The organism is Pseudomonas sp. P129, from assembly GCF_020312195.1.
Taxonomy (GTDB): domain Bacteria; phylum Pseudomonadota; class Gammaproteobacteria; order Pseudomonadales; family Pseudomonadaceae; genus Aquipseudomonas; species Aquipseudomonas fragariae.
In genome coordinates, this window is sequence record NZ_JAGPYS010000007.1 from 33436 (window position 1) to 46280 (window position 12845).

The window sequence follows — 12845 nt, forward strand, 5'->3', positions numbered from 1 at the left end:
TTAAACCATGAACGCATCGCTCTCTTCCATGATCGTCCCGGCCGTGCTCTGGGCACTGATTCTGTTTTCCGTATTGAGTTGGGCACTGTTGCTGATCAAGTCGGCGCAGTACGTCCGCCAGAAGTCCCAGAACAAACAATTCACCAAAGTGTTCTGGAGCGCGCCGGACCTGCTCACCGCTGCCGAGCATTCTGCGCAATACCCCGGCGCGCTGGCACGTATTGCCAACAGCGGCTTCGAAGCCATGGCGGTCGATGAGTCGCCGCGCACCACGCAACAACTGGCGCACACCATCAACCGCTCGGACCGCCTGGAGCGCAACCTGCGCCAGCAGATACAAAAAGAGCGGCGCGCGCTGGAAAGTGGCCAGGCGATTCTCGCCAGTATCGGCAGCACCGCGCCCTTCATCGGCTTGTTCGGTACGGTCTGGGGGATCATGGAAGCGCTGCAAAGCATCGGCGTGACCGGCTCGGCCAGCCTTGAAGCGGTCGCCGGGCCTATCGGTCACGCGCTGGTCGCCACCGGCGTGGGTATCGCCGTCGCCGTGCCGGCAGTGCTGATCTACAACTTCTTCCTGCGCCGCCTCAAGCTCGCCGTGGCCGACATGGATGACTTCGCCCACGACTTCGACGCCCTCGCCCAGCGCAGCGCCTTTGCCGTCACGCGCCAGCCCATCGCCAGCAAGAATGGCCATGCCGTTCGGGAGGCCAGCTAATGTCTTTCTCCACTCAGGACAGCGATGAAGTACTCAGCGAAATGAACGTCACGCCGCTGGTCGACGTGATGCTCGTGCTGCTGGTGGTGTTCATCGTCACCACGCCGTTGATGACCAATGCGATCAAGGTCAACTTGCCCAAGACCGACGCAGTCGCCCCCGCCGAGAAGAAAAACCCGGTGGTGGTCAGCGTCGATCAGGACGGCAAGTTCTACCTCGCCAAATCGGAAATCGCCCCGGAGCTGCTGGAAAAAAGCCTGCAGGACGAAAAGGCCAAGGACCCGGAAATCCGCGTCCAGTTGCAGGCCGACACCGCCGTGAATTATGGCCAGGTGGCCAAGGCCATGGCCTCCATCGAACGCTCTGGCATTACCAAGATATCCGTCATGACAGCGAAATGACGCTCGACTGACCGGGTGGCTTCGCCTCGCGAAGCCGTCTGACCCGACCCCCGTGAATGCGGTTGTCCGTGGGCTGAAAAGCCCCTGGAGGGGAGCGGCTTGCTGGAAAAAGAAGAAGTGGAACTCCCGCTCGGCACAACCGCGTCGGGAACAGAGGGCTCACAAGGCCATTTCAATAATGTCTGGATCAAGTCGGAACTAACCATGCTGATGAATCTTCCCGGTTGCACCCTCAAACCACTGGCCCTCGCGGTCCGGCGTCATCCACGTGCCCTGCTCTGTGCATTGGCCATGGGCATGAGCGGTGCCCAGGCGGCAGACGCCGTCGATGCAGACACCAGCGGCTCGGCCGTGTCCACCAGCGCAGCGGTTGTGCCTGCCACGACCCAGCTGCAACGTGTAGAAGTGACCGGTTCGGCGATCCGCCGGGTCGATGCCGAAACCGCCGTGCCGATTACCATCCTGCGCGCCGACGACCTGAAGAAACAGGGCGTGACCACCACCCAGGAAATGGTCCAGCGCATCACCGGCAGCCAGTCGATCAACAACAGCGCAGGCTCGGTCGGAGCCGGAACAGGAGGCGCCTCCTTCGCCGACATGCGCGGCATCGGTGCGAACAAGACGCTGGTGCTGCTCAACGGCCGACGTCTGGCCAACAATGCGTTGTCCGGTGTGGGTACGCCCAACGGCAGCGCCATTGACCTGAACATGATCCCGTTCGCTGCCATCGACCGCGTGGAAGTGCTGCGTGACGGTGCCTCGGCGCTGTACGGCACCGACGCCATCGGCGGCGTGATTAACTTCATCACCAAGAAATCCCTGACTGACGGCAGCCTGACCCTCGGCGGCGAGACGCCGACCGCCAGTGGCGGCGGTGCGACCAAAGACATGAGTGCCAGTTGGGGCTTCGGTGATCTGGAAGAAGACCGCTTTAACGTGATGGGCGTCTTCAACTACAACAAGCAGCAGAATCTGGACGCCAATGATCGTTCGTTTGCAAAGGATTACGTACCGGGACGCGGTCTCAACCAGACCTCCGGGACGGCATATCCCGGCAATTATTTTCAGGGCGACAACTCCGCCAACCCGCTGGGCAGAAACTGCAGCGGCCCCAGCCTGATAGCCAGCAACGGCATCTGCCGATTCAGCACTCGCGAATACATCGACCTGATCCCGCAAACCGAAAAGACCTCTTTTTTCGGCAGGGCTACCGGCAAGCTGGCCGACGATCATAACGTCAGCCTCGAATACTTCTGGGCCCGCAACAACAACCACACCGATATCGGGCCAGCGCCTCTCACCGGGCTGTCACTGGACTCGTCGTCACCCTTCTATCCCGGCAACGGCATCACTCCGGCCCCCACCGATTTCACCCTCGACCCGACGCAACCGGTCAGCACCGCCTGGCGAGAAACGGCAGCAGGCCCACGCGGATCAAGCGACCAAAATACCAGTCAGCGCTTTCTGCTGAATTTCGACGGTCTGGTGGGTGGCTGGGACTACAACGTTGGCGCGTCTTACAACCAGAACAAAGTGTTGTCATCACTCACCGATGGTTACATCAGCGATGCTGCAATGCTCAATGGCCTCGCCAACGGCACCCTCAATCCGTTTGGTCCGCAGACCGCTGCAGGTCAGGCGCTGATTGACGCCAGTCAATACCATGGCCAGTACTCAAGCGCCGTGGGCCGGGTGGCCGGGCTGGATGCGCGCATCAGCCGGGAAATCGGTGACTGGTTCGGTGCAGGGCCTGCCGGCATTGCGCTAGGTGGCGAATACCGAAAAGAGAAAATGCATCAGGAGTACGAAGCGTTCGTCAACGACGTCAGCAGTCTGGGCGCAGATGCCGCAGGCAGCGTCGAAGGTGACAGGAGCGTCAAGGCGGAATACGCCGAACTGAATGTCCCCGTGCTGGACAGCCTTGAACTGACCGCCGCCGTTCGTCACGACAAATACAGCGACTTCGGCAGCACCACCAACCCGAAATACTCGTTCCGCTACCAGCCGTTCAAGCAACTGGTGGTCCGTGGTGCCTACAGCGAAGGCTTTCGCGCACCTTCGCTGTACGAACTGTATGCCCCGCGTAGCACAACCTTTACCCAGGGCTATTACAACGACCCGGTGCTGTGTGCCGGTGGTGTCGTCCAGCCTGGTGGTAACGCCGGTCGTGATTGCCAGCAGCAGTTCCTCAACAATGGCGGAGGCAACACCGAGCTGGCCCCGGAAAAAGCCCGCAACATGACCCTGGGCTTCGTCTATCAGCCGGTCAACAACCTGTCGATGGGCCTGGATTTCTGGTGGATTCACATTTCCAACCAGATCCAGGCGTTCCCCGAGTCGACCGTGTTCGATGACCCGAATACCTACGCCGACCGCTACGTGCGCGCCGCCGACGGTTCGATCGCCAACATCGTCACCGGCAACGCCAACCTGGGCATCGTCAAGACCAGCGGTGTCGACGTAACCCTCGACTATCGCTTCCCGAACACGCCTTACGGCCAGTTCGGTCTGGGCATGACCGGCACCTACGTCACCCGCTACGACTTCCAGAACATCATCGACGGCCCATACACCGACAAGGTCGGCGACTTCCAGGGCGACGGGGTGATTTCGCGCTGGAAACACGTGCTGACCGGTACCTGGGCACTGGGCGATACCCGCGCCTCCATCACCAACCGCTTCACCAGCGGCTACAACGACTACGACCACACCACCAATGCGCGGGTCGCGTCGTATGCACTGTGGGACATGTCGGTGGGTCATACCTTCGACAAGGTGCTGGATATCGATGCCGGTGTGCGCAATATGTTCGACCGCAACCCGCCGTTCTCCAACCAGGCCTACAACTTCCAGTCCGGCTACGACCCTCGCTACGCCGACCCGCTGGGCCGCACCCTGTTCGCCCGCGCGACTTACCACTTCTGAGTGTGACGACGTGGCCCATACACGCTCCGTGGGCCACGTCAGATTGCGAGCTCGCCCCCTCCGGCCCAGGTTCATCCGCCTTCCCCGGCCGGGGGCTTTTTCGCAGTGTTCCTTCATTCAGTGCGTACGAGGAAAGCCCCACCATGTCGCGTCTTAACCGTTTTCTGCGGCGCCTGCTTCTGGGTGTTGCGCTGTGCAGTGGCTGGCAGACAGTGCTGGCGACGCCGACCCACGCCTTGACCGTCTATGGCGAGGCGCCGAAATACCCTGCCGGCTTCCAGCACTTCGATTACGTCAACCCGAACGCCTCCAAGGGTGGTTCGCTGACCCGGTCGGCGGAAGAAATCGGCCAGTTCAATTACCTCAATCCCTACGTCGATCAGGGCATCAATGTGCGCGAGGTCGACAGCTGGGTGTACTCGCCACTGGCCTATCGCTCACTGGATGAGCCGTACACGGTGTATGGCCTGATCGCGGAAAGGATGGAGATGGACCCCGACGGTCTGTGGATTCGTTTTTTCCTCAACCCCAAGGCGCGTTTCGAGGACGGCAAGCCCGTCACCGCCGAAGACGTGCGCTACACCTTCGAGCTGATAACCACCAAGGGCAGCTTCAGCTATCGACCGATGTTCGCCGACGTCAAAGAGGTGACCATCGAAGGCCCGCTGCAGATTCGCTTCGACTTCAAGAACAACCTCAATCGCATGCTGGCGCTGGACATTGCCAGCCTGCACATCCTCCCCGAACACTGGTGGAAGACCCGCGACTTCGCCAACGGCGGCGGTTTCGAACCGCCGCTGGGCAACGGGCCGTACCGGGTCGCCAGGGTCGACGCCGGACGCAGCGTCACCTTCGAACGGGTCAAGGACTGGTGGGGCAAGGACCTGCCGGTCAGCCGTGGCCTGTACAACTTCGACATGCTTACCGTGAACTACTACGGCGACACCGAGATCGCCCGCCAGCTGCTGCAGGCCGGGACGTTCGACTACAACCGCGAGTTCTCCTCTTCAGGCTTCGTGGTCGGCTACAGCGGCCCGGCGATTGACGACGGGCGTCTGCAAAAGCGCATCCTCGCCCGGCAGCGTCCGGTCGCCGCGCAGGGCTTTGTGTTCAATCTGGACAAGCCCATGTTCAAGGACCGCCGCGTGCGCGAGGCGCTGTCGTTGCTGTGGGATTTCGACTGGATCAATCGCCGGGTCATGCGCAATTTCTACGTGCGCGAACAAAGCTACTTCCCGAAAAGCGACATGGCCGCCACCGAGCTGCCGACCCCGGCCGAGCTGAAGATCCTCGAGCCCTTGCGCGGCCAGGTGCCGGACGAGGTGTTCAGCAAGGTCTACCAGCCACCGAAAACCGACGGCAGCGGCTACATCCGTGACAAGCAGTTGCAGGCCCTCAAGCTGCTGGCCGAGGCCGGCTGGCACCCGAAAGACAACAAGCTGGTCAACGCGGCGGGCGAGCCGATGGTGTTCAGTTTTCTCGATGGTCAGGGCGGCTTCGACCGGCTGATTCTGCCCTTCAAGCGCACGCTGGCGCAGATCGGCATCACCCTGGATTTCCTGCGCATCGATTCGGCGCAGTACATCAACCGGCTCAATGCGCGGGACTACGACATGATCGTGGTCAGCCTGCCGAAAAACGGCAATCCGATCATTTCCCCGGGCCGTGAGCTGTACAACCTGTACGGCTCGCAAAGCGCCACCGAAGTGGGCAGCTCCAACGCCATGGTGCTGCGCAATCCTGCGGTGGACACGCTGATCGACGGGCTGGTCAGCGCCAATACGCGCAACGACATGGTGCTCTACGCGCGGGCGCTGGATCGGGTCCTGCAATGGGGTTACTACATGATCCCCAACTACTACTCCAAGGGCACGCCGCTGGTGTTCGCCAACCGGTTCGGCATGCCGGATGTGGCACCGATCTATGACGTGGGCCTGGAAACCTGGTGGCAGATCAGCCCGACGCCGCTGACCAATGCTCAGGCCACTGCGCTGACCGGCAAACCTGCCGCCGCCAAGGAGTACTGAGATGCTGGCTTATGTGATTCGACGCCTGCTGCTGATCATTCCCACGCTGCTGGCCATTCTGATCGTCAACTTCCTGATCGTGCAGGCCGCCCCCGGCGGACCGGTCGAGCAGGCCATTGCGCGCATTCAGGGCTTCAGCCCCAACGGCGTGGGCGGCGGCGGGGGCGAAGTGGCTGCCTCCGGCACTGCGAGCCGCAGCACCCGCGGGCTGGACCCGGCGCTGATCGAGCAGATCAAGCAACACTACGGTTTCGACAAGCCGGTGCACGAACGGCTGTGGCTGATGCTAAAGAACTACGCGCAACTGGACTTCGGCACCAGCTTCTTCCGCGGCGCGCCAGTCACCGAACTGATCGCGCAAAGGCTTCCGGTGTCGCTGTCCCTCGGGCTCTGGGCGACGCTGATCACGTACCTGATTTCCATCCCGCTGGGCATTCGCAAGGCGGTGCGGCATGGCAGTGCGTTCGATGTCTGGAGCAGCACGCTGGTGATCATCGGTTACGCCACGCCCGCGTTTCTGTTCGCCATTCTGCTGATCGTGGTGTTCGCCGGAGGCAGTTACCTGAGCTGGTTTCCGGCGCAGGGGCTGTTCTCGGACAACTTCGACAGCCTGAGCACCTGGGGCAAGGTGAAGGACTACCTGTGGCACTTGGTGCTGCCGGTCAGTTCGCTGGTGATCGGCGGGTTCGCCACGCTGACCATCCTCACCAAGAACAGCTTTCTCAACGAGATCAGCCGCCAGTACGTGGTCACGGCGCGCGCCAAGGGCCTGACCGAGCATCGCGTGCTGTACGGCCATGTGTTTCGCAACGCCATGTTGCTGGTGATCGCCGGTATTCCACAGGCCTTGATCGAAGTGTTTTTCGCCGGCTCGTTGCTGATCGAAACCATCTTCGGCCTCGATGGTTTGGGGCGTATGAGTTACGAAGCGGCGGTGTCGCGCGACTACCCGATTGTGTTCGGCACGCTGTTTCTGTTCACGCTGTTCGGCCTGCTGATCAAGCTGATCGGTGACCTGTGTTACACGCTGGTCGACCCACGCATCGACTTTTCCGCGAGGAGCGCCTGATGTTCGAGTTCTCTCCCCAGACCCGGCGCCGCTTCGACCTGTTCAAGGCCAACCGTCGCGGTTGGTGGTCGCTGTGGATCTTCATCGGCCTGCTGCTGGTGTGCCTGTGCGGCGAACTGATCGCCAACGACAAGCCGCTGCTGATCCGCTACGACGGGCAGTTGTATTACCCGGTGTTGCACACCTACATGGAAACCGATTTCGGCGGCGAGCTGCCCTTCGAGCCGGACTATGCCAGCGACTACGTGCGCAAGCTGATCGCGGCGAAAAACGGCTGGATGCTGTTCGCGCCGATCCCGTTCAGCTACGACACCATCAACTACGACCTGGACGCGCCATCGCCTAGCCCGCCGGACCACATCAATTGGCTGGGCACCGACGAGCAGGCCCGTGATGTGCTGGCGCGTGTGCTGTTCGGCGCGCGGATTTCCATTCTGTTCGCGCTGCTGCTGACCGCGATCAGCACGGTGATCGGCGTGTGTGCCGGGGCGATTCAGGGTTACTACGGCGGCATGACCGACCTGATCGGCCAGCGCATTCAGGAGATCTGGTCGGGGCTGCCGGTGCTGTACCTGCTGATCATTCTGTCCGGCTTTGTGTCGCCGAGTTTCTGGTGGCTGCTGGGGATCATGGCGCTGTTCTCCTGGCTGTCGCTGGTGGACGTGGTGCGTGCCGAGTTCCTGCGCGGGCGCAACCTGGAATACGTCAAGGCCGCCCGCGCACTGGGCCTGACCGATGCCGCGCTGATGTGGCGGCACATCCTGCCCAACGCGATGACCAGCACCCTGACTTACCTGCCGTTCATCATCACCGGCGCCATCGCCACCCTCACTGCGCTGGATTTTCTCGGCTTCGGCATGCCGGCGGGCAGTGCGTCGCTGGGCGAGCTGATCGGCGAGGCCAAGCGCAATCTGCAAGCGCCCTGGCTGGGGCTGACGGCGTTCGTGGTGCTGGCCCTGATTCTTTCTCTGCTGGTGTTCATCGGCGAAGCCTGCCGCGACGCGTTCGATCCTCGGAGCTGACATGCACGACAACCTGATTGAAATTCGCGACCTGCGGGTCGCCTTCAACGGCCACGAAGTGGTGCATGGCGTCAGCCTCGACATCCGCCGTGGCGAGTGCCTGGCGCTGGTGGGCGAATCCGGCTCGGGCAAGTCGGTCACGGCGCATTCGATTCTGCGTCTGTTGCCGGCGAAAACCGTCAGCACCCAGGGCTCGATTCGTTACGACGGGCTGGATTTGGTGACTGCCAGCGACAAGCAGTTGCGCAGCCTGCGCGGCAACCGGGTGGCGATGATTTTTCAGGAGCCCATGAGTTCGCTGAACCCGCTGCACACGGTCGAAAAACAGATCGGCGAAATCCTCGTGACCCACAAGGGCCTCAAGGGCAAGGCCGCGCTGAGCCGCACCCTGGAGCTGCTGGAACTGGTCGGCATTCGTGATCCGCTGTCACGTCTCAAGGCGTACCCGCATCAACTGTCGGGCGGGCAACGGCAGCGCATCATGATTGCCATGGCGCTGGCCAACGAGCCGGATCTGCTGATCGCCGACGAGCCGACCACCGCACTGGATGTGACCGTGCAGGTGAAGATTCTGGAGTTGCTCAAGTCTCTGCAACAGCGGCTGAACATGTCGCTGCTGCTGATCAGCCACGACCTCAATCTGGTGCGGCGCATCGCCCAGCGGGTCTGCGTGATGCGTGAGGGCGAGATCGTCGAGCAGGCCGATTGCCAGACCCTGTTCGACAGCCCGCAACACCCGTACAGCCGTCTGCTGATCAATGCCGAGCCGGATGGTGAACCGGTGCCGTCCACGCACAGCAACACGCTGCTGTCGGTACAGGACCTGAAGGTCTGGTTCCCGCTGGGCAAGGCCTGGTTCAAGCGTGAACCGCAGTATGTTAAGGCGGTGGACGGGGTGAGTTTCGAGCTGCTCAAGGGCAAGACCCTGGGCATTGTCGGCGAGTCGGGTTCGGGGAAATCGACCCTGGGCCAGGCGATTTTGCGCCTGGTCGATTCAGAAGGCAGCATCCGCTTCGGCACCAAGGAGCTGAGCCTGCACAGCCAGCACCTGATGCGCCCGTTGCGCCGCCAGTTGCAGGTGGTGTTTCAGGACCCGTTCGGCAGCCTCAGCCCGCGCATGACCGTGGAGCAGATCATTGCCGAGGGCCTGGTGACGCACAACATCGGTACGCCGAAAGAGCGTGAACAGACGGTGATCCGCGTGTTGCAGGAAGTCGGCCTGGACCCGGCCACCCGGCATCGTTACCCGCACGAGTTTTCCGGCGGTCAGCGCCAGCGTGTTTCCATCGCACGGGCACTGGTCCTTGAACCGGACCTGATCCTGCTCGACGAGCCGACCTCGGCGCTCGACCGGACCGTGCAAAAGCAGATCGTCGCCCTGCTGCGCGACCTGCAAATCCGGCATGGCCTGACGTACCTGTTCATCAGCCATGACCTGGCGGTGGTTCACGCCCTGGCCCATGACCTGATCGTGATCAAGGACGGCAAGGTGGTCGAGCAGGGCCCGTCCCGCGAGATCTTCGCCGCACCGCAGCAGGCCTACACTCAGGAACTGCTGCGTTCGTCGGGGCTGGTGTTCGCCTGAGCCCGAAAACTACGCGTGAAAGCTCTTGCCCAGCGCTTCCAGGCGAATGGCCAGTGGCGACAGGCTCTGGCTGCTGGTCGCCAGCACACCGATATTGGCGGCGGTGTGTTCGGCGATGGTCTGCACCGAGCGCAACTGATCGGCCATTTCCCGGCTGACGGCGGACTGCTGTTCGGTCGTCGTGGCAATCAGGCCGTTGAGCTGAGTGATATGGCCGATGCCTTCGCCGACTGCGCGCAGGGATTGCGAAGCGCGCTGGCTGTCCTCGACACAACGCCCGACACCCTGCAGGCTGTCGCTCATGGCCGTAGCGGCCTGACGACTGCCTTTTTGCAAGTCTTCGATGATGGTCTGGATTTCCTTGGTCGAGGCTGCTGTGCGCTGCGCCAGGTTGCGTACCTCATCGGCCACCACCGCAAAGCCTCGGCCCTGCTCACCGGCGCGGGCGGCTTCGATTGCAGCGTTGAGGGCCAGCAGGTTGGTCTGCTCGGCAATGCTGCCGATCACGTCCAGCACCTTGCCGATCTGTTCTGACTGGTTGGCCAGGGCCTGCACGGTTTCATCGGTGGTCGTGATGCGTGCGGCAAGCTGGGTGATTTCGCTCTGCGCACGGTCGACACTGTCGCGCCCATGAGCGACCTGATCGCTGGCGTCACCGGCGCGCTGCACGGCTTGCGCGACGTGGCTGGAGATATCGTTCATGGCATCACCCATGCGCTGCATCGCGCCGGTCATGCGGGCGATTTCACTGAGCTGATGCTGTGCACCGGTTTCCAGCGTACCGCTGGCCTTGGCGAGGTCATGACCCAGCTCGCCAAGCCCGCGAGTGTCACGCACTACGCCATCGACCAGGCCGGTGATCTGCGCCAGGAACTGCTCGAACCGTTGCGCCAGCGAGACATGTTTGCCCGACTGCTGGCTGGACTGGCTATCGGTAGAGAACTGGTTGGTGGTGGCCAGCATGCGATCGAGCATGTCCTGATTCTCGACCGCCTCGGCCTGATTCTGCACCGCCAGGTACACCAGAATCGCGCTTTCAACCACCACATACACCGCATGCACAAGCACCATGCTCCAGCCGAAGCCGTGTTGCATGACGTACACCGGGAAGCCGGAATGCTGCAGGGCATGAAAACCGATGTGGTGGAGGGCGATGGTGACGGCAGCGACCAGAATCGGCAGCCAGTCGCGGTAGAAGGTCAGCACAGCGAGCAGGACAAAGATGCCGAAATGTATCTCGACCTGCCCGTGGGTCTGATTGATGTGCAGCGCGGTCATGACCATCAGGCCTACACCGAAACAGCAACGCATCAATCGGGTGCCGCCGATGGCCCGATACAGCCCGGTCAGCACCACCGCGGTGCCACCACCGACGACGACGGCCTGGGTGAAGGTGTCGAACCAGAACGCCAACCCGAGCGCGTAGATGAACAACAGCCAGATCAGACCCAGCATGATCCGGTCGGCCTTGCGGTAATGGTCCAGGAAACGAGGGGCTACGGGCATCGAACACATCCTTTTGAAATCCATGGCGACAGGAGCTCCTGCCGGTTTTCAAATCTGCACGAGCAAAAGCCCGGCCAAAGTGCCGTCCGGATAGTAGCGCTATGCCAGAATTTCAGACATACCTATTCTTTGCCGGCACTCAGGGCTACGTGTGCGGAGCGGCGCAGATCTGTGACGCGGAGCGTCACGCAAGGCGTTCCCACGCTGGAGCGTGAGGAACGATAGTCGTCAGGGAGATCGCGGAACCGGCGAACGCTATCGTGCCCATGCTCCGCGTGGGTATGCCGTTCTGGACGCTCTGCGTCCTCTCCGGGCTAGAGCTTCAGTGGCGCAACAGTTTGCGCAGCGGCACGCCGTCTTTCATGACCGGGGATTTGATGACGATGTAGCTGAAGTACTTGGAGATGCCGATGTTCTTGTCCAGCAGCTCTTCGATCACTTCCTGATAATGCTGAATGCTGCGGGTCATGAAGCGCACCAGATAGTCGTAGCCGCCGCTGATCAGGTGGCATTCCAGCACTTCGTCGACGTGACGGATATTGGCTTCGAATTTGGCGAAGTCTTCGCGCTTGTGGTCGCTGAGGGAGATTTCCGTGAACACAGTGACCGATTCGGTGATCTTGGCCAGATTAAGGTGCGCCTTGTAGCTGGAAATGTAACCTGCCGACTCCAGGCGTTTGACGCGTTGCAGGCAAGGGCTCGCGGAAAGTCCGACGGCATCGGCCAGGCTGACGTTGGTCATGCGCCCGTCTTTCTGGAGTTCTACCAAAATATTGATATCAATCCGATCCAGTTTGACCAAGCCTTCCATTACCTACCTCATGTATTGCCATTCACGGTGCCTACCTTCTAGCAAAATCAGCGCCGTAAAGACAGCTGATGCTGAGCGACCAGATCAGCCATGCTGTTGATACAGATATCCGCCGTGCAGGGCTGGCTGTGCTGTTCCCGACCACGCCGGATCAGGCACAACCCACCGCTCGCCAGCGCCGAGGCCGGGGGGCGGGAGACAAACAGGGTTTCGCGCGGCTCCAGATCCATATCGGCAAGCCAGCCCGTGTCGTCCAGCGGGTGGGTGGTCAGTGACAGCAGGCTGTCGGGCTCCAGCCCCAGTCGCTCGCACAGCAGGCCGCGATCCTGCAGGTCGCGGTCGGCGTACACCAGCAATCGATAGAACTTGCGCAGGTAGAGCATCGCACCGGGCGCATCTTCGAACAGCGTCCAGTTCGGGACGGAGCGGGCGAAGGTCATGCCCTCTTCCCAACTGGCCTTGATGCCCAGGCGTTCGGCCAGCTGGCGGTGCGCGAAGCACAGCAGGCCGCTGAAGCCCAGTTCGTCAAAGCGTGGGTACAAGGTGCGGACCACGTCATTGAATTCGGTCAGCACCTGGTCTTTCGCCGGCGTGCTCAGGCTGTTGTCCAGCAACGGCTGCAACGCCGACCAGACTCCCGAATCACGGTCCACCAGCACTTCATCACAATCGATCAGCAGTGCGCGGTAATCAATAAGCCCCATGGCAGGCAACGTCTCCATTCAACAATGATTCCCGGCGCGGGTGATCGCAGCGTCTCGCGACAGCTGCGATCACGCTTGCG

Annotated in this window: 10 protein-coding genes; 7 read left to right on the top strand and 3 right to left on the bottom strand. The window is 61.8% G+C overall.

What is annotated here, in order from left to right; all coding sequences use genetic code 11:
* Window positions 1-28: 28 nt before the first annotated feature.
* From KBY02_RS17085 to KBY02_RS17115, 7 genes are all read left to right on the top strand, one after another.
* A complete protein-coding gene (locus KBY02_RS17085) occupies window positions 29-715 on the top strand; it encodes a MotA/TolQ/ExbB proton channel family protein (RefSeq protein ID WP_003425751.1) in 687 nt (228 codons plus the stop codon).
* Window positions 715-1116, top strand: coding sequence for an ExbD/TolR family protein (locus tag KBY02_RS17090; RefSeq protein WP_002555939.1), 402 nt, complete (start codon window positions 715-717; stop codon window positions 1114-1116). Before KBY02_RS17085 ends, KBY02_RS17090 begins: the two co-directional genes overlap by 1 nt.
* Window positions 1117-1215: 99 nt before the next feature.
* On the top strand, window positions 1216-4041 hold the full coding sequence (locus KBY02_RS17095; protein ID WP_225650643.1) for a TonB-dependent receptor: 2826 nt from the start codon (window positions 1216-1218) through the stop codon (window positions 4039-4041).
* A 143-nt stretch (window positions 4042-4184) separates the two neighbouring features.
* Entirely contained in the window at window positions 4185-6068 is a 1884-nt protein-coding gene (locus tag KBY02_RS17100; protein ID WP_225650644.1) for an extracellular solute-binding protein, read from the top strand.
* Between the two features lies 1 nt (window position 6069).
* Window positions 6070-7137 (top strand): microcin C ABC transporter permease YejB, encoded by a 1068-nt coding sequence (locus tag KBY02_RS17105; protein ID WP_225650645.1) that lies wholly within the window; start codon window positions 6070-6072, stop codon window positions 7135-7137.
* Window positions 7137-8159 carry an ABC transporter permease gene (locus KBY02_RS17110; RefSeq protein ID WP_003437297.1) on the top strand — a complete coding sequence of 341 codons (1023 nt, stop codon included), beginning with the start codon at window positions 7137-7139 and terminating at the stop codon, window positions 8157-8159. Before KBY02_RS17105 ends, KBY02_RS17110 begins: the two co-directional genes overlap by 1 nt.
* Window position 8160: 1 nt before the next feature.
* Window positions 8161-9744, top strand: a complete 1584-nt coding sequence (locus KBY02_RS17115) for an ABC transporter ATP-binding protein (protein WP_024641302.1) — start codon at window positions 8161-8163, stop codon at window positions 9742-9744.
* Between the two features lie 9 nt (window positions 9745-9753).
* On the opposite strand, the gene KBY02_RS17120 is transcribed toward KBY02_RS17115, so the two are convergent.
* The 3 genes from KBY02_RS17120 to KBY02_RS17130 all read right to left on the bottom strand — a co-directional run bounded on the left by KBY02_RS17120 (window position 9754) and on the right by KBY02_RS17130 (window position 12765).
* Complete coding sequence (locus tag KBY02_RS17120; RefSeq protein ID WP_225650646.1) at window positions 9754-11250, bottom strand: methyl-accepting chemotaxis protein; 1497 nt, start codon at window positions 11248-11250, stop codon at window positions 9754-9756.
* Window positions 11251-11572: 322 nt separating this feature from the next.
* Window positions 11573-12061 (bottom strand): Lrp/AsnC family transcriptional regulator, encoded by a 489-nt coding sequence (locus KBY02_RS17125; RefSeq protein WP_002555947.1) that lies wholly within the window; start codon window positions 12059-12061, stop codon window positions 11573-11575.
* A 47-nt stretch (window positions 12062-12108) separates the two neighbouring features.
* Window positions 12109-12765, bottom strand: a complete 657-nt coding sequence (locus KBY02_RS17130; RefSeq protein WP_060406336.1) for an HAD family hydrolase — start codon at window positions 12763-12765, stop codon at window positions 12109-12111.
* Window positions 12766-12845: the final 80 nt, after the last annotated feature.